This window comes from Phycicoccus jejuensis, assembly GCF_044797865.1.
Taxonomy (GTDB): Bacteria; Actinomycetota; Actinomycetes; order Actinomycetales; family Dermatophilaceae; genus Phycicoccus; species Phycicoccus jejuensis.
Window position 1 is genome coordinate 3,638,839 of record NZ_CP085209.1, and the last position, 17,833, is coordinate 3,656,671.

Genomic DNA, 17,833 nt, shown 5'->3' on the forward strand with positions numbered 1-17,833 from the left:
CCCGCTAGACCGGTCGCCGCCGGGCGCCGCCGGTGCGGAACGAGCGCTGGCCCTGGCTGCTCGAGACCTTGCGCGGCTCGGCGGGAGCGGCGCTCGGCGAGCCGTAGTACGCCTCGTCGTGCCGGCCGGGCTGGTCCTTGCCGGCCCGCACCTCGCGGCCGTCGGGTCCGTCGGCGCCCCCGGGGTCGTCGTGCGCGTGCCCGTGGCCATGACCGTGCCCGTGGCCGTGACCGCGATCGGCCGGCACGGTCTGGTTCGGGTCGACGAGCCGCGGCAGCTCGCGGGTCGCGAGCCCGAGGTCGCGCTCGTACTTCGTCACGACGTTGAGCGTCTCGGCGAGCACCGGCGCCGACAGCTCGGTCACCCCGAGGACGGCGAGGGTCCGTGCCCAGTCGATCGTCTCCGAGATGCTCGGTGCCTTGCGCAGCTCCAGCTCGCGCAGGCCGCGCACGACCCCGACGAGCTGCTCGGCGAGCGCGTCCGCGAGCCCGGTGTCCTTGGAGCGGATGATCTCGAGCTCGCGCTCGGCGCTGGGGTAGTCGAGGAACAGGTGGAGGCAGCGCCGCTTGAGGGCCGCCGAGAGGTCACGGGTGTTGTTCGAGGTGAGGACGACGATGGGCGTCTGCTCCGCGACGAACGTGCCGACCTCGGGCACCGAGACCTGGAACTCGGCGAGCAGCTCGAGGAAGACCGCCTCGAGCGCCTCGTCGGCCCGGTCCACCTCGTCGATGAGGAGGACGACCGGGTCCGGCGACGTGATCGCCTCGAGCAGCGGGCGCGCCACGAGGAAGCGCTCGGAGAAGAAGACGCTGTCCTGGGCCGCGATCCGGTCCACCGCCGCGGAGATGTCGGGGGCGTCCTCGACGACCTGCCCGATCTTGTCGCGGAGCATCTGCGTGTAGAGCAGCTGCTTGCCGTAGTCCCACTCGTAGAGGGCCTTGGTCTCGTCCTGCCCCTCGTAGCACTGCAGGCGCAGCAGCCGCCGTCCGGTCGCGGCGGCCACGCTCTGCGCCAGCTGGGTCTTGCCGACCCCCGCCGGCCCCTCGAGCAGCAGCGGCTTGCCCAGCGCCGACTGGAGGAAGGCGGTCGTCGCCAGCCGGTCGTCGGTGAGGTAGCCGACGTCGCGGAGCCGCTCGCGCGCGTCCTCGACGCTCGCGAAGGTCGTCGGGGTGGGGGCGGGGTCGGTGCTCACGGGTGGTGTCCTCCAACGTCGTCGGTGGTGGGCCGTGCCGGGTCGTGCCGTGGGGCCGGCGCCACCCGTCCGCAGCGAGCGCGGTCGGGTGGCGCCGGGGCGTGGGTCACGAGATGAGGTCGTCCAGGTCGCCGTTCATGCAGTGGTCGACGACCGGGCGCACCGTCTCGAAGGTGCACTCCTTGGCGTTGCCCGGGGTGCAGGCGTCACCGAGGACGTGGTTGGTGATGCGGTCGACGTCCGCGTCGTCACCGGTGATGACCTTCGCGTTCTCGTAGAACTTCGTCGGACCCTGTCCGAGACGGTTCTTCGAGTAGCTGTCGGCCGTGACGTCGGTGAACTTCTCGGTGATGCCCACGTCGCGCAGGAGGCGGATGGCCGCCTCGAGCGCGGCGTCCGCGGCCTGCACGTCGGTCATCCCGTAGGTGTCGACGCCCATCGCCTCGGCCATGTCAGCGAACCGCTTGTACTGGGTCGGCATGTTGAAGGCCCAGACCCGCGGCAGCGCGATCGCGTTGTTCAGCCCGTGGTGGGTGTCGTAGAACGCCGACACCGCGTGGCTGATCGAGTGGATGATGCCGAGCCCGCCGGAGTTGAACGCCTGCGCGGCGATGTACTGCGCGTACATCATCCCCTGGCGGCCGGCGAGGTCCTGCCCGTTCCAGACGGCCTGGCGCAGGTTCTCGGCGGTCAGCTTGATGGCCCGCAGGGCGTTGCCGAGCGAGGGCTCGAAGTTGAGCCGCGAGACGTAGGGCTCGCTCGCGTGGGCGAGGACGTCGAACCCGCACTGCGCCGTGTAGTCGACCGGGCAGTCGTAGTAGAGCACCGGGTCGTCGATGGCCAGCGTCGTCACCGACGCGTCGTCGAAGGCGACGTACTTGTGGGGGTTGTCCGGGTCGGTCGTCGTGTCGGTGATGACGTACGCCCACGACGTCTCCGAGCCGGTGCCGGCCGTCGTCGACACCGCGATGTGCGGCGGGTTCTTCGGGTTCTCGGACTTGTTGAAGCCCTCGAACTCGTTGACGTTGCGGCCGTCGTGGGCGACCGCGACGCGCGCCCCCTTGCAGGCGTCGTGCGAGCTGCCGCCACCGATGGACACGAACGAGTCGCACTCGTTGTCCTGGTAGAGCGAGACCGCGTCCATGACGTTGTAGTCCTTGGGGTTGGACTCGACCTTGTCGTACACGACGACCTCGAGGCCGTGGTACTTCATCGACTCCACGATCTTGTGGACGACGTTCGTGCCGCGCAGGCCCGACGTCATCACGAGGGTCTTGCGGAAACCCAGCTTGAGGGCCTCCGGACCGATCATCTCGTGCGCCCCGGGACCCATGAGGGCCCGCGGGAAGGGGTGGAACTCCTTGATGGGGAACGGTTTGAGCAGCTCGTCGACCTGCATCGGACATCCTCCTCGTTGAGGCACTGGGGGTCAGCGGCCTCGACGCTAGGAGCGCGGCGACGGCGTGCATAGACGAGGTCGCGGAAACCGCCCGCCCTGCCCGGGACCCCCCTACCCGGTCCGGCAGGAGGGCACCGACCGGGCGAGGGGTGGGCGCCCCGACGGCGCGTTCCTAGCGTGGTGGGCACGTCCCGTGCCGCGGGTCGTGACCACCGACGATGCTGGAGAGGAGTCGCCATGACCCCCGAGGAGATGGCACAGGAGACCACGGAGGACGAGCGCGACGAGCTGCTCGCCGACACCCTCGTCGAGGACGTGTCCATCGACGGCATGTGCGGCGTCTACTGAGGCCGGCGACGTGCTCGAGCAGTCCTGGGAGCTGAACGGCTCGGTGGCGATCCGCCCCGAGCCGTTCGGCGCCCTGCTCTACGACTTCACCAGCCGCCGGCTCACCTTCCTCAAGGACCCGCGGCTCGTCGCCGTCGTGGAGGGGCTGCAGGCCGCCCCCACCGTGGCCGACGCCCTCGACCGCGCCGGCGTCCCCGCCGCCGACCGCCCCGGCTTCGACGCGGCGCTGCGCCGCCTCGCCGACCAGCGGATGATCACCAGGAGGACCGGATGACCCTCGCCCCCGAGCGCCCCGCCACGACCCCCGCCCCCGGGACCCGGCTCGTCGAGCACTTCGAGCACGGCCTCGACGCCCCCATCTGCCTCACCTGGGAGCTGACCTACGCCTGCAACCTCGCCTGCGTCCACTGCCTCTCGTCGTCGGGCCGCCGCGACCCGCGCGAGCTGACGACGCAGGAGTGCTTCTCGCTCGTCGAGGAGTTCCAGCGGATGAAGGTCTTCTACGTCAACATCGGCGGTGGCGAGCCGACCGTGCGCCCCGACTTCTGGGAGATCGTCGACCACGCCGTGGCCCACGACGTCGGAGTCAAGTTCTCCACCAACGGTTTCCGCATCACCCCGGAGCGCGCCGCGCGCCTCGCGGCCACCGACTACGTCGACGTGCAGGTGTCCCTCGACGGCGCCACGCCCGAGGTCAACGACGCCGTCCGCGGCGCCGGCACCTACGACGCGGCGCTGCGCGCGCTGCGCAACCTGCGCGACGCCGGGATGACCGACACGAAGCTGTCGGTCGTCTGCACCCGCGAGAACATCCCGCAGCTCGACCGCTTCAAGGAGATCGCGGACGAGCACGGCGCCGTCCTGCGGCTGACCCGCCTGCGGCCGGCCGGCCGCGGGGCCGACGTCTGGAACGACCTGCACCCGCTGGCCGAGCAGCAGCGCGTCCTCTACGACTGGCTCGTCGCCCACGGCGACGGCGTCCTCACCGGTGACTCGTTCTTCCACCTCGCCGCCTTCGGCGACGCCCTGCCCGGGCTCAACCTCTGCGGCGCCGGACGGGTGGTCTGCCTCGTGGACCCCGTGGGCGACGTGTACGCCTGCCCCTTCGCGATCCACGACCGCTTCCTCGCCGGCAACGTCCGCGACGCCGGGTTCGGCAGCGTGTGGCGCGACGCCCCGCTGTTCGCCGACCTCCGCTCGCCCCAGACCGGTGGGGCGTGCACCCGCTGCTCGGCGTACGACGCCTGCCGCGGCGGGTGCATGGCGGCCAAGTTCTTCACCGGCCTGCCGCTCGACGGCCCGGACCCGGAGTGCGTCAAGGGCAACGCCGAGGCCTCCCTCGCCGCGGTCGCCGACGGGGTGCGCCCCGCGCCGAGCCAGGACCACAGCCACCGGGGCCCGGTCCGCAACGCACCGGTCCCGGTGACCATCGCCCGCCGGCCCCCGGCCTCGCCGTGCGACGAGAGCCCGCTGGGTCCGGCCCGGGACGCGCTCCCCGCGGGCTGACGTCGGTGGACCTCGGGACCGCCGCCACCGGCGAGCACCTCGTCGGCGCGACCGTGCTCGTGCCGCTCGGGGCCTGCGAGCAGCACGGAGCGCATCTCGGCCTGGCCACCGACTCGGTCGTCGCGCGGGCCGTCTGCGCGCAGGTCGCGCTCCGGCTGGCGGACCGCGCGGAGCAGCGGCGCGTGGTCGTCGCCCCCACCCTGGAGTACGGGGCGAGCGGCGAGCACGAGGGCTTCGCCGGGACGGTCTCGATCGGCACCGAGGCGTTGCGCTTCGTCCTCGTCGAGCTCGTCCGGTCGGTCCGGCGGTGGTGTGGCCCCGTCGTCCTCGTCACCGGGCACGGCGGCAACGCCGAGGCCGTCGCGAGCGCGACCCGGCGGCTGCGCTGGGAGGGGCACGACGTCGCCTGGACCTCGTGCGCCGAGCCCGGCTGGGACGCCCACGCGGGGCGGGCCGAGACCTCGCTGGCCCTCGCCGTCGCCCCGGGGTCGGTGCGCCCCGACCGGGCCGTCGCAGGGGCCCTCGACCCCCTGCCGGAGCTGCTCCCCCGGCTGCGCGCGGGCGGGGTCGCGGCGGTCACCCCCACCGGGGTCCTCGGCGACCCGCGCGGCGCGAGCGCCGACGAGGGCCGTGGGCACCTCGCCGCCCTCGCCGCACGGGTCACCGCCCAGGTGCTCGCGGGCGACGTCGACGAGCACGGCCGCCTCGTCCGGCCCGAGACCGCGGGGGTGCCGGGATGACGGGCCGCGTCGCCGTGGTCGCGGGGGGCGGCCGGGGCATCGGCGCGGCGGTCGCGCGCCGGCTGCGCGCCGCCGGACCGGTCACCGTCCTCGACGCCTTCGACGGGGAGACCCTCGGCTACCGGCACGCGACCTCGTCGGACCGCACGGCCCTGACCGACGACGGCATCCCCTGCCGGGAGGTCGACCTGCGCGACCTCGACGCCACGCGCGCGGCCGTCGACGCCGTCGCCGCCGAGCACGACGGCCTCGACGTCGCGGTGGCCTGTGCCTCGGTCATCGCCGGCGGGACGCCGTTGTGGGAGACCGACATCGCCGTCCGGGACGGGCTGCTCGCCGCCGACGCCGCCACCGCCTGGAACCTCGCGAGCGCAGCGGTCCCCCACCTCCTGTGCCGGCCCGCCGGGGCCCGGCCCACGGTCGTCGTCCTCACCTCCGCCGCCGGGGCCCACGGCCTCTACGGGCTGTCGGCCTACGTCGTCGCCAAGCACGCCGCCACCGGTGTCGTGCGGGCCCTCGCCGCGGACCTCGTCGGCACCGGTGTCACCGCCGTCGGCGTGGCCCCCGGGGCCACGGACTCCCCGATGCTCGCCGCCACGGCCCGCCTCTACGGGATGGACGACGTGCAGCCGCTCGCCGAGCACCAGGCGGCGCGCCGCCCGCTCGACCCCGACGAGGTCGCCGCCGTCGTCGAGCTCGCCTCCAGCGCCGGCACCGTGCTCCACGGCGCCGTGCTCGACGCCGACGGGGGGTTCGGCCGTGGCTGACCTCCCTCGTGGGTTCCGGGTGCGGCTCGCCGACGACGCGCACCGGTGCGACGACGGCCGCACGCTCTTCGGGGGATCCTCCGGCCGGCTCGTCCACCTGCGCCCCGCCGCCCTGCGCCGCATCGACGACGCCGGCGTCCTCGCCGTCGAGGACCCGACCTCGGCGAGGGTCGCGCGGATGCTGCTGGACCGCGGTCTCGCCCACCCGTGGTGGAACGGCAGCCGCCCGGCGACGTGCGGCGACGTCACGGTCGTCGTCCCGGTGCTCGACCGCCCGGACGCCCTCGACCGGCTGCTCGGCGGCCTGCCGGGCACCATCGTCGTCGTCGTCGACGACGGCTCCACCGACCCGGCGTCGATCGTCGAGGTCTGCCGCCGGCACGCCGCCCGCTACGTCCGCCACCCGGAGCGCCGGGGCCCCGCCGCCGCCCGCAACACGGGGCTGCGCACCGCGAGGAGCCCCGTCGTCGCCTTCGTCGACTCCGACGTCGTGCTCGACGTCCAGTCTCTTGCCGCCCTCCGACGCCATCTCGAGGACCCGGGGGTCGCTCTCGTGGCCCCCCGGGTCCTCGGGCTGGACGACGGCCGCGGGGTCCTCGCGCGCTACGAGGCCGCGCGCTCCTCGCTCGACCTCGGTGCGTCACCGGCGCGCGTCCACCCGCACGGGCGGGTGTCCTACGTCCCGAGCGCCGTGCTCCTCGCCCGGCGGGACGCGCTCGGCGCCGGCTTCGACGAGTCCCTGAAGGTCGCGGAGGACGTCGACCTCGTGTGGCGGGTCGCCCGCGACCACGACGTCCGCTACGACCCGTCCGTCGTCGTCCGCCACGAGCACCGCACGACCACACGGGCCTGGCTGTCGCGCAAGGCCTTCTACGGCACCGGGGCCGCGCTGCTCGCCGCCCGCCACGGGGAGGCCGTCTCTCCGGCGGTCCTCGCGCCCTGGTCGGCGGTCGCCGCCGCGGCCCTCCTCGCGCAGCGGCGGTGGAGCATCCCGGTCGCCGTCGCGGCGAGCGCCGTGGCCGAGGTGACCCTCGCCCGCCGCCTGCGGGGCAGCGACCACCCGCACCGGGCCGCCGTCGCGGTGCTCGGGGTCGCCCTGCACGCCACGCTGACCCAGACCACCGCCCTCGTCGTGCGCCACCACTGGCCGCTGACGGCGGCCCTCCTGCCGTTCTCGCGGCGCGCCCGCCGCGTGGCCCTGGCCGCGGCCGTCGTCGACGGCGTGCTCGACCACCGTCGGGTGCGCCCCGACCTCGACGTCGCGCGCTACACCGCGCTCCGCCGCGCCGAGGACCTCGCCTACGGCGCGGGCCTGTGGGCCGGCTGCCTGCGCGCACGCTCCCCCCGAGCCCTCCTCCCCGTCCTCCGGCACCGGCCGGCCCGCACTCCCATCCCCTCCGAGAGGTCACAGTCATGAGCAGCAACGGATGGTTCGAGACCGTCGCCGAGGCCCAGCGGCGCGCCGAGAAGCGCCTGCCGCGCTCGGTCTACAAGGCCCTGCTCGCCGGGTCCGAGCGCGGCCTCACCTACGAGGACAACATCGCCGCCTTCTCCGAGCTCGGCTTCGCCCCGCACATCGCGGGGGGCAGCGCCGAGCGGTCCCTCGGCACCCACGTCATGGGGATGGACCTCGCGCTGCCGGTCATCATCTCCCCCACCGGGGTCCAGGCCGTCCACCCGGAGGGCGAGGTCGCCGTCGCCCGGGCGGCCGCGGCGCGCGGCACCGCGGTCGGCCTCAGCTCCTTCGGTTCGAGCCCGATCGAGGAGGTCGTCGCCGCCAACGACCGCACGCTGTTCCAGATCTACTGGTCGGGCGGCCGCGACACGATGACCGAGCGGCTCGAGCGGGCCCGCTCGGCCGGCGCCAAGGGTGTCATCGCGACGCTGGACTGGACCTTCTCGCACGGCCGCGACTGGGGCAGCCCCACCATCCCCGAGGCGCTCACCCCGAGGGCCATGCTGTCCTTCGCCCCCGAGGTCGTCCGCAAGCCGCGCTGGCTGCTCGACTTCGTCCGCTCCGGCGCCCTGCCCGACCTCACGACCCCGAACATGGCGCCGCGCGGGCAGAAGGGGCCGACGTTCTTCGGTGCCTACGGCGAGTGGATGACGACGCCACCGCCCTCGTGGGAGGACATCGCGTGGCTGCGCGAGACGTGGGGCGGCCCCTTCATGGTCAAGGGCATCTGCCGGGTCGACGACGCCCGGCGCGCCGTCGACGCCGGGGCCACGGCCATCTCGGTCTCGACCCACGGCGGCAACAACCTCGACGGCATCCCGGGCGCGATCCGGATGCTCCCCGGCATCGCCGACGCGGTCGGCGACCAGGTCGAGGTCGTCTTCGACTCCGGCATCCGGCGCGGCGGCGACGTCGTCAAGGCCCTGGCCCTCGGCGCGAAGGCCGTGATGATCGGGCGCGCCTACCTGTGGGGCCTCGCCGCGAACGGGCAGGCCGGGGTCGAGAACGTCCTCGACATCCTCTCGGGCGGGGTCTCCTCCGCCCTGCTCGGGCTCGGCCGCAGCTCGGTCCAGGAGCTGAGCCGCGACGACATCCTCGTCCCGGAGGGGTTCACCCGCACGCTCGGCGCCACCGAGGTGCCACGCTGACCGGGTGAAGCAGTTCCTCCTCGGTGTCCTGACGACCCTCGTCGTCCTCGCCCTCGGTGTGCTCGTCCTCGGGCTCTCGCTCGGCTCGGGGGCCACCCCGGTCGCCCTGCCCTCCCCGCCGCCGTCGGGGGTCCGGGTGCCGCCCCCTGGCGACCTCGGCCCCGACGAGACCTGGCTCGGGGCGGTGCAGCTCGACAGCCGCGAGGTCGTCGCGGCGGAGGGCGACCTCGTCGACGTCGACGCCACCGGCACCGGTGTGCGGTTCGGCCCCGACGGGCTGCGGGCCGCGACGCTCGCGGTGCGGGCCACCGTGCCGTTCGGGACCGTCGCCGACCAGGTGGGTGACGGGACCCTGCTGTACGCCGCCGGCGGCGGGCGGGCCGGGGTCGAGCGGCAGGTCACAATCCTCGGCCGCGACCTGCTGGTGCGCGCCACCGGCGCCGTGCGGGCCGAGGGCGGGCTGCTCGTCCTCGAGCCGGAGACCGTCGACGTCGGCGCCCCCGGCCCCGTGGACGCGGCCCTCGGAGCGGCGGCGCGCCGCCTCGTGACGATCCGGACGCCGGTGGCGGGCCTGCCCGACGGGTTGGTCCTGCGCGAGGTCGGGGTCGGCGGCGCCGGGTTCGCCGTCCGGCTGGACGGCCGCGACGTCGCGCTCGGGCGCTGACCGGGCGGCCCCCGCGGGGCCGCACCCTCCACGCGTGGACGGGTCCGCCGCCTCCCGGAGGGAAGGTGGCGGACCCGTCGTCGTCGGTTCCGGCTGACGCGCCCGGTCAGGGCGCCTCGGAGGTCACCGTCGTCTCGTGCGTGCGGACGTCGTAGAGGAACGTCGTCCGGGCGCCGTCGACCGGCACGGTGAGCGACATGTTCGCGCCGCCCGGCACGCCGCCGTCACCGTAGTTGGTGTCCCACGTGAGGTCGTGCGCGATCTTGAACTCGTAGGTCCCGGCGGGGATCCCGGTGAGCGTCAGCGCGTACACGCCGTCCCCGTCCGGGTCCTGGAGCCAGGGCCGCAGGCAGTCGGCCGCCCAGTCCCCGGCGCAGCCGAGCTCGGACTGGAACGAGCCACCGGCCACGACGATCGGACCCTGCTCGTCGGACGTCGCCCAGTGCGTCGCCGGGTCGTAGTAGAACGTGACCTTCCCGTCCGTCGTCTCGACGTCGATGTTCGCCCCGTCGCGGACGCCGCCAGCGCCGTAGTTCTCGGTCCACGCCTTGTCGAGCGCGGCCTTGTACGAGTACGGACCCACGGGCAGGTCGACCGTCTTCTTCCAGATCCCGTCCGTGGTGTCGAGGCTCGCCTGCGCCTGGTCGCAGTCGGGCAGCCAGTCCGCCACACAGCCCATCTCGCTGTTGAGCGTGCCGGCGAAGGCCACGGTGCCCGGCTGGGTCGCGGGACGGTCGCCGTTCTGCGGCACCGTCGCCGACGGCGGCTGCGCCGTCACGGCCCACCCGCTGTCGGCCGCCATCCGACCGGCCGCGTCCTTGACGACGGCGCGGTACTCGAGCGGGGTGCCGACGGGCATCGCGCTGACGTCGTGGAAGACGCGGAACGGCGCGTTGTCGTCGGTCCCGAGGAGCGTCCAGTCGCGGGTGCCGACGGGCCGGTACGAGAACGTCACCTGGCTGAAGGTGCCGGACTCCACGTCGGCGGCGACCTCGGTGCGCCCGCTGACACCGGTCCCGTCGAGACCGACCGTGACCTTCGGGGCGGCGACCCGGGTGTCGACCGGGGACGCGGCCCGCCACACGGCGACGGTGAGCGGCGGGACGGTCACCGTGACCGAGCCGTCGGTGCTCGTGCGCAGCGTGCTCTTCGTGCCGTACAGCGGCTGGAAGCGGCTGCGGCTGGTCCAGGTGTCGAACGTCGCCGACTTGGCGGTCGTGCCGTTGTTGGCGACGACGAGGTACTCGCGCGGCGCCTTGTCGCCGTGCCGCTTGTCGTCGCGCTTGCCGTGGTCGTCCCGCCCGTCGCCCGACCCGACGCGTGAGACCGCGAAGAGGCCGGCGCCCTCGTCGGCGTAGCGCTGCACCTGCGCGCCGTCGGCGAGGACCGGGTGCTTGACCCGCAGGCGGGCGAGGTCGGCGAGGTGGCGGTAGATGGGGTGCTTCGTGGAGTAGCGGTCGCGCGAGCCGGGCTTCCCGGCGAGGACGGCCTCGTCGTTGTAGACCTGCGTCTTGCTCGCGAACATGTCCTGGCGCGCCAGCTGGTCACCACCGGTCCCGATGAAGCCCTGCTCGTCGCCGTAGTAGGTGACCGGGTTGCCGCGCATCGTGTACATGAGCGAGTCGGCGAACAGGACGCGCTTCAGCAGCTCCGCGTCGTCCTTCGCCGCGCCCTTGAGGAACATGGCGACGCGGCCCATGTCGTGGTTCCCGAGGAAGGTCGGCAGCTGGTAGGCGTTGCTGTCGGCGTCGGTGTAGTAGTCGTCCTTGGCGAAGAAGTCGGCAAGGACGTTCGCCGGGTTGCCCTTGGCGAAGTCGACGCCCTGCTGCTGGAAGCCGAAGTCGAGCGTCGCCTGCAGCTTGCCGGCGGTCGTGTACTCGGACATCACGGCAGGGTTGCCGTCGTAGACCTCGCCGAAGGCGAAGAAGTCCTTGTTCCGGATGCGCTGGGCCTCACCGAGGATGTCCGGGATGAACTTCTGCCAGAACTCGAGGTTCACGTGCTTGACGGTGTCGATGCGGAAGCCGTCGATGCCGAAGTCGACCCACTGCTTGTAGATGTCGCCCATCCCGTCGACGACCTCGGGTCGCTCGGTGAACAGGTCGTCCAGGCCGATGAAGTCGCCGTAGGTGGAGGACTCGCCGGCGAAGGTCGAGTCGCCGCGGTTGTGGTACATCGTCACGTCGTTGAGCCACGCCGGGGTCTTGGCCTTCTCGTCACCCGGGTGCAGGAACGGGGTGTACGGGAAGGAGACCTGCGGGTCGAGCGTCGGGAAGGCCTGGTTGACGTACTCGCGGTCGTCGAAGGCGGTCCCGTCCGCGGTCTTGTACGGGAAGGCCTTCTTCGTGCGGTAGGTGTACTGGCCCTCGCGGTAGTCGATGACGTCGGCGGTGTGGTTGGTGATGATGTCGAAGAAGACCTTCATCCCCTTCTTGTGCGCCGCGTCGATGAGCTTCTTCATCTCGGCGTTGGTGCCGAGGTGCGGGTCGATCTTCGTGAAGTCGGTGATCCAGTAGCCGTGGTAGCCGGCGCTCTCCTCGCCGGGCTTGCCCTGGACCGGCTTGTTCGTGAAGCTCGGCGTCAGCCAGATCGCCGTCGTGCCCATGCCCTTGATGTAGTCGAGCTTCTGGGTCAGGCCCTTGAGGTCGCCACCGTGGTAGAAGCCCTTGTTCGTCGGGTCGAAACCGGTGGTCAGCGGGCCACCGGTCAGGCCACCGCGGTCGTTGCGGGTCGAGCCGTTGGCGAAACGGTCTGCCATGACGAAGTAGAACCGCTCGCGCGTCAGGCTCGAGCGCAGCGAGTCACCGGCCCGGCGCCGGTCCTCACGGGTCGCGGTGCCCGCGAGGTCGACGGGGGTCATCGAGATCGCGTGGGTGGCGTCGTCGTAGGTGAAGCGGAGGCGGGCGTCGCCCTCGAGGACGAGCGGCACGTTGGGTCCGTTGCTCACCCCGCCGGCGCCGTAGTTCTCGTCCCAGCCGTCGTCGACGGCGACCTTCCACTGGTAGGTGCCGGCCGGCACGCGGAAGGTGGCGCTCCAGAGGTCGGTGCTCCCCTCCCGGGTCAGCTCGGTGGCGTCGCAGGCGGGCGCCCAGTCCTCCGCGCAGCCGAGCTCGCTCTGCAGGTCGCCGACGAGGGCGACGGAGCGGTCGGCGGCGGAGGCCGGGACGGCGGCCAGCAGGCCCGGTGTCCCCAGGACCAGGGCCGTCGCGACGACGGTGGACAGGCGGCGATGGGCTCGGGACATCGTTGCTCCTCGGGTGGCGGACGGTGGTCCCGTCCGGCGCGGGCTCTCCGACCAGTGAACCTAGATGCGTAAACGCTTTACATGAAGGGGGCGGGACCGTCCTGACCAAGTCTTTACCCTTCGCCCCGAGGGCTCCCGCCTCAGCGCTGCCGCTGTACGCGGCCCTCGTCCCAGACCGGCTCGTCGGCCTCGACGACGCGACCGTCCTGGCGGAAGACGAGGAACCGGTCGAGGCCGCGGGCGAACCAGCGGTCGTGCGTCACGACGACGACGGTGCCCTCGAAGGCCGCCAGGGCGTCCTCGAGCGCCTCGGCGGAGTGCAGGTCGAGGTTGTCCGTCGGCTCGTCGAGCAGAAGCAACGTCGCGCCGGACAGCTCGAGGAGGAGGATCTGCAGACGCGCCTGCTGGCCGCCCGAGAGCGCGTCGAAGGTCTGCTCGGCGGCGGCGGCGAGCCCGTAGCGGTCGAGCGCGCGGGCGGCGAGGTCCCGGGGCATCCCCGCCCGGTGCTCGTCACCGCGGTGGAGGATCTCCAGCAGCGTGCGCCCGTGGAGCATCACGTGGTCGTGGGTCTGCGCGAACCAGCCGGGTCGCACCCGGCTGCCGAGGACGACGCGGCCGGCGTGCTCGACGGGCGCCGGCCGGATGTCCCCGACGGGCTCGTGCTCGCGCTCGGGGTCGGTGCCGCCCGCCGCCAGCAGGCGCAGGAAGTGCGACTTGCCGGAGCCGTTGCTCCCGAGCACACCCACCCGCTCCCCGAACCAGAGCTCGGTGTCGAAGGGCTCGACGAGCCGCTCACCGCCGACCCGCAGCTCGAGCCCCGTCGCGACGACGGCCCGCTTCGCGGTGCGGCCACCGGCCAGGCGCATCGACACCTTCTGGCGCAGGGGGACGGCCTCGGGCGGACCGGCCTCCTCGAACCGGCGCAGACGGGTCTCGGCGGCCTGGAGGCGCGCGGCCATGTCGGAGTTGTAGGCGGCTTTCTGCCGGTACATGACGACCAGGGCCTTGAGCTTCGCGTGCTCCTCGTCCCACCGACGCCGCAGCTCGTCGAGCCGGGCGTTGCGCTCCTCGCGGGCGACGTCGTAGGTCGCGAACCGCCCGGGGTGCACCCAGGCGGTGTTGCCGCCGCGGCCCGGTTCGAGGGTGACGATGCGGGTCGCGACCCGGTCGAGCAGCTCGCGGTCGTGGCTGACGAACAGGACGGTCTTCGGGGAGGCGACGAGCTGCTCCTCGAGCCACCGCTTGGCCGGCACGTCGAGGTAGTTGTCCGGCTCGTCGAGGACGAGGACCTCCTCCGGGCCGCGGAGCAGGGCCTCGAGGACGAGTCGCTTCTGCTCGCCGCCGGAGAGGGTCGAGACCGGCCGCCACTGGGCCCGCTCGTAGGGGACCCCGAGCGCCGCGACGGTGCAGACGTCCCAGAGCGTCTCCCACTCGTAGCCGCCGGCGTCGCCCCAGTCGACGAGGGCCTGGGCGTAGTCGAGCTGGTCCTGCTCGCTCTCGCGCTCCATCATCGCGAGCTCCGTGCGCTCCACCTCGGCGGCCGCGGCGCGGATGGCGTCCGGAGCCACCGAGACGAGGAGGTCCTTGACGCTCGAGCCGTCGCGGACCTTGCCGATGAACTGCCGCATCACCCCGAGGCCCCCACTGCGGGTGACGACACCGTCCTGCGCGACGAGGTCCCCGGCGAGGATGCGCAGCAGCGTCGTCTTGCCGGTGCCGTTGGGCCCGACGAGCGCGACCTTGGCGCCCTCCCCCACCCGCAGGCTGACCTCCCGCAGGAGGGGTCGTCCGTCCGGGAGCGCGTAGCCGACGCCGGCGATGTCGAGGTGTCCCACCCCTCCATGCTCCCAAGCGGGGCGGGAACGGGCACCCGATTTTCTCTCGTGAAACCGACAGGACTCCGGAAAACCGAGAAAGGGCCCACCATCGCTGGTGGGCCCTTTCTGGAATGGTTGTCCGGCTGCGTCCTACTCTCCCACACCGTCACCAGTGCAGTACCATCGGCGCTGAAGGGCTTAGCTTCCGGGTTCGGAATGGAGCCGGGCGTTTCCCCTTCGCTATGACAGCCGAAACTCTATGGAGATCTCAATCGGGTTCCCGACCGTATCTCGGGAACTGCACAGTGGACGCGAGCACGCAAAGAATCTTTGGGTGTGTATCAAGTTGTCGGCTTATTAGTACCAGTCAGCTGCATGCATTGCTGCACTTCCACATCTGGCCTATCAACCCGGTCGTCTAGCCGGGAGCCTCTCGGGAACGAGTCCCATGGAAACCTCATCTTGAAGCGTGCTTCCCGCTTAGATGCTTTCAGCGGTTATCACTTCCGAACGTAGCTAATCAGCGGTGCCCTTGGCAGGACAACTGACACACCAGAGGTTCGTCCATCCCGGTCCTCTCGTACTAGGGACAGCCCTTCTCAAGTTTCCTACGCGCACAGAGGATAGGGACCGAACTGTCTCACGACGTTCTAAACCCAGCTCGCGTACCGCTTTAATGGGCGAACAGCCCAACCCTTGGGAGCAACTCCACCCCCAGGATGCGACGAGCCGACATCGAGGTGCCAAACCATGCCGTCGATATGGACTCTTGGGCAAGATCAGCCTGTTATCCCCGGGGTACCTTTTATCCGTTGAGCGACGGCGCTTCCACAAGCCACCGCCGGGTCACTAGTTCCGACTTTCGTCCCTGCTCGACCTGTCAGTCTCGCAGTCAAGCTCCCTTGTGTACTTACACTCGACACCTGATTGCCAACCAGGCTGAGGGAACCTTTGAGCGCCTCCGTTACATTTTAGGAGGCAACCGCCCCAGTTAAACTACCCACCAGGCACTGTCCCTGATCCGGATCACGGACCGAGGTTAGATATCCAGAACGACCAGAGTGGTATTTCAACGTTGACTCCACACACACTGGCGTGCATGCTTCACAGTCTCCCACCTATCCTACACAAGCCGTACCGAACACCAATACCAAGCTATAGTAAAGGTCCCGGGGTCTTTCCGTCCTTCTGCGCGTAACGAGCATCTTTACTCGTAGTGCAATTTCGCCGAGTTCGCGGTTGAGACAGTGGAGAAGTCGTTACGCCATTCGTGCAGGTCGGAACTTACCCGACAAGGAATTTCGCTACCTTAGGATGGTTATAGTTACCACCGCCGTTTACTGGGGCTTAAATTCTGAGCTTCGACCCTCAAAGGATCTAACCCGTCCTCTTAACCTTCCAGCACCGGGCAGGCGTCAGTCCGTATACATCGTCTTGCGACTTCGCACGGACCTGTGTTTTTAGTAAACAGTCGCTTCTCCCTGGTCTCTGCGGCCCTTCACCCTAGGAGGCAAGCTCCTTCAGGGTCCGGGCCCCCCTTCTCCCGAAGTTACGGGGGCATTTTGCCGAATTCCTTAACCACGATTCACTCGATCGCCTTGGTATTCTCTACCTAACCACCTGAGTCGGTTTGGGGTACGGGCGGCTCGAACCTCGCTAGAAGATTTTCTTGGCAGCATAGGATCACCCTGCTTCCCGCATTCGCGGTCACTATCAGGTCTCAGGACATGTGTGACACGGATTTGCCTATGTCACTCCCTACACCCTTGGACGTGGACTACCATCGCCACGCGGAGGCTACCTTCCTGCGTCTCTCCATCGCTTGACTACTACAACCTCGGGTCACGCGTTCCGCCGGCCGACCACCCATCCGAAGACGGGCGGCAATGGCCGGTTTCAGGCGTTTAGCATCAGAAGGTTCGTCATGGGCGGTTCTTCGCCGGTTCCGGAATATCAACCGGATGTCCATCGACTACGCCTGTCGGCCTCGCCTTAGGTCCCGACTTACCCAGGGCAGATTAGCTTGACCCTGGAACCCTTGGTTATTCGGCGGACGGGTTTCTCACCCGTCATTCGCTACTCATGCCTGCATTCTCACTCGTGTGGCCTCCACGGCTGGATCACTCCGCCGCTTCCCTGGCCACACGACGCTCCCCTACCCATCGACACGCTTGGACCACCAACCCGCAGGCGTGGTGGCCGGGCAAAGTGTCAATGCCACAGCTTCGGTGGTGTGCTTGAGCCCCGCTACATTGTCGGCGCGGAATCACTTGACCAGTGAGCTATTACGCACTCTTTAAAGGGTGGCTGCTTCTAAGCCAACCTCCTGGTTGTCAATGCAACTCCACATCCTTTCCCACTTAGCACACGCTTAGGGACCTTAGCTGGTGATCTGGGCTGTTTCCCTCTCGACTACGGAGCTTATCCCCCGCAGTCTCACTGCCACGCTCTCACTTACCGGCATTCGGAGTTTGGCTAACGTCAGTAACCTGGTGAGGCCCATCGGCTATCCAGTAGCTCTACCTCCGGTAAGAAACACGTGACGCTGCACCTAAATGCATTTCGGGGAGAACCAGCTATCACGGAGTTTGATTGGCCTTTCACCCCTACCCACAGCTCATCCCCTCAGTTTTCAACCTAAGTGGGTTCGGTCCTCCACGACGTCTTACCGTCGCTTCAACCTGGCCATGGGTAGATCACTCCGCTTCGGGTCTAGACCCAGCGACTCAATCGCCCTGTTCGGACTCGCTTTCGCTACGGCTTCCCCACACGGGTTAACCTCGCCACTGAGCACTAACTCGCAGGCTCATTCTTCAAAAGGCACGCCGTCACCCCACAAAGAGGGCTCCGACGGATTGTAGGCACACGGTTTCAGGATCTATTTCACTCCCCTCCCGGGGTACTTTTCACCTTTCCCTCACGGTACTTGTCCGCTATCGGTCACCAGGGAATATTTAGGCTTAGCGGGTGGTCCCGCCAGATTCACACGGGATTTCTCGGGCCCCGTGCTACTTGGGATACTTCTCTGGAGATCATGACATTTCGTCTACGGGGGTCGCACCCTCTGTGCCGGACCTTTCAATGTCCTTCGACTATGACACGATTTTCTGACTCCATGACAAGGTGTCAGCCTCGTCCGAGAAGTCCCACGACCCCGTACCTGCAACGCCTGACAGCTCTCACACAGATACGGTTTAGCCTCTTCCGCTTTCGCTCGCCACTACTCACGGAATCGCGGTTGCTTTCTCTTCCTGTGGGTACTGAGATGTTTCACTTCCCCACGTTCCCTCTACCCGCCCTATATATTCAGGCGGGAGTGACTGGACTTGCCTCCAGCCGGGTTTCCCCATTCGGAAATCCTCGGATCACAGTCTGGTTATCGACTCCCCGAGGCTTATCGCAGATTCCTACGTCCTTCTTCGGTTCCTGGTGCCAAGGCATCCACCGTGTGCCCTTAAAAACTTGATGCACAAAGATTTTAAGATGCTCGCGTCCACTGTGTAGTTCTCAACATACGGGCGGGCCCTCGCCGTACCCGGCGCCTACCAAGCA

Annotated in this window: 12 protein-coding genes and 2 rRNA genes; 8 read left to right on the forward strand and 6 right to left on the reverse strand. The window is 70.0% G+C overall.

Annotated features, from left to right (window positions below):
- Positions 1–4: 4 nt before the first annotated feature.
- Both LG324_RS17295 and mdo read right to left on the reverse strand, forming a co-directional pair.
- Entirely contained in the window at positions 5–1,192 is a 1,188-nt protein-coding gene (locus LG324_RS17295) for a MoxR family ATPase (RefSeq protein WP_030529735.1), read from the reverse strand.
- 106 nt (positions 1,193–1,298) lie between these two features.
- Positions 1,299–2,591 (reverse strand): NDMA-dependent methanol dehydrogenase, encoded by a 1,293-nt coding sequence (mdo, locus tag LG324_RS17300; RefSeq protein WP_404349971.1) that lies wholly within the window; start codon positions 2,589–2,591, stop codon positions 1,299–1,301.
- A gap of 237 nt (positions 2,592–2,828) precedes the next feature.
- Here mdo and mftA point away from each other — a divergent pair, with 237 nt between their 5' ends.
- Genes mftA through LG324_RS17340 form a run of 8 tightly spaced genes read left to right on the forward strand, consistent with a single transcriptional unit; the run spans position 2,829 to position 9,220 of the window.
- Positions 2,829–2,939: a mycofactocin precursor MftA gene (gene mftA / locus LG324_RS17305; RefSeq protein WP_030529737.1), complete on the forward strand. Its 111-nt coding sequence runs from the start codon at positions 2,829–2,831 to the stop codon at positions 2,937–2,939.
- Positions 2,940–2,949: 10 nt separating this feature from the next.
- Entirely contained in the window at positions 2,950–3,213 is a 264-nt protein-coding gene (gene mftB, locus LG324_RS17310; protein WP_030529738.1) for a mycofactocin biosynthesis chaperone MftB, read from the forward strand.
- The gene (gene mftC, locus LG324_RS17315; RefSeq protein WP_030529739.1) at positions 3,210–4,445 is read left to right on the forward strand and encodes a mycofactocin radical SAM maturase; all 1,236 of its coding nucleotides are present in this window, start codon (positions 3,210–3,212) and stop codon (positions 4,443–4,445) included. Before mftB ends, mftC begins: the two co-directional genes overlap by 4 nt.
- A gap of 5 nt (positions 4,446–4,450) precedes the next feature.
- Positions 4,451–5,185, forward strand: coding sequence for a mycofactocin biosynthesis peptidyl-dipeptidase MftE (gene mftE, locus LG324_RS17320; RefSeq protein ID WP_404349976.1), 735 nt, complete (start codon positions 4,451–4,453; stop codon positions 5,183–5,185).
- Complete coding sequence (locus tag LG324_RS17325; RefSeq protein WP_404349978.1) at positions 5,182–5,952, forward strand: mycofactocin-coupled SDR family oxidoreductase; 771 nt, start codon at positions 5,182–5,184, stop codon at positions 5,950–5,952. The genes mftE and LG324_RS17325 overlap by 4 nt, the downstream gene beginning before the upstream one ends.
- Positions 5,945–7,369, forward strand: a complete 1,425-nt coding sequence (gene mftF / locus LG324_RS17330) for a mycofactocin biosynthesis glycosyltransferase MftF (RefSeq protein ID WP_404349981.1) — start codon at positions 5,945–5,947, stop codon at positions 7,367–7,369. The genes LG324_RS17325 and mftF overlap by 8 nt, the downstream gene beginning before the upstream one ends.
- Positions 7,366–8,556: a pre-mycofactocin synthase MftD gene (gene mftD, locus LG324_RS17335; RefSeq protein WP_404349984.1), complete on the forward strand. Its 1,191-nt coding sequence runs from the start codon at positions 7,366–7,368 to the stop codon at positions 8,554–8,556. Before mftF ends, mftD begins: the two co-directional genes overlap by 4 nt.
- 4 nt (positions 8,557–8,560) lie before the next feature.
- Positions 8,561–9,220 (forward strand): hypothetical protein, encoded by a 660-nt coding sequence (locus LG324_RS17340; protein ID WP_404349987.1) that lies wholly within the window; start codon positions 8,561–8,563, stop codon positions 9,218–9,220.
- A 106-nt stretch (positions 9,221–9,326) separates the two neighbouring features.
- Here LG324_RS17340 and LG324_RS17345 read toward each other — a convergent pair whose 3' ends face one another.
- From LG324_RS17345 to LG324_RS17360, 4 genes are all read right to left on the reverse strand, one after another.
- The gene (locus LG324_RS17345; protein WP_404349989.1) at positions 9,327–12,464 is read right to left on the reverse strand and encodes an alpha-amylase family glycosyl hydrolase; all 3,138 of its coding nucleotides are present in this window, start codon (positions 12,462–12,464) and stop codon (positions 9,327–9,329) included.
- Positions 12,465–12,604: 140 nt separating this feature from the next.
- Positions 12,605–14,299: an ABC-F family ATP-binding cassette domain-containing protein gene (locus LG324_RS17350; protein ID WP_404349991.1), complete on the reverse strand. Its 1,695-nt coding sequence runs from the start codon at positions 14,297–14,299 to the stop codon at positions 12,605–12,607.
- A 119-nt stretch (positions 14,300–14,418) separates the two neighbouring features.
- Positions 14,419–14,535: ribosomal RNA gene (rrf, locus tag LG324_RS17355) — 5S ribosomal RNA — on the reverse strand.
- 83 nt (positions 14,536–14,618) lie between these two features.
- Positions 14,619–17,749 (reverse strand): 23S ribosomal RNA (locus LG324_RS17360).
- Between the last annotated feature and the right edge of the window lie 84 nt (positions 17,750–17,833).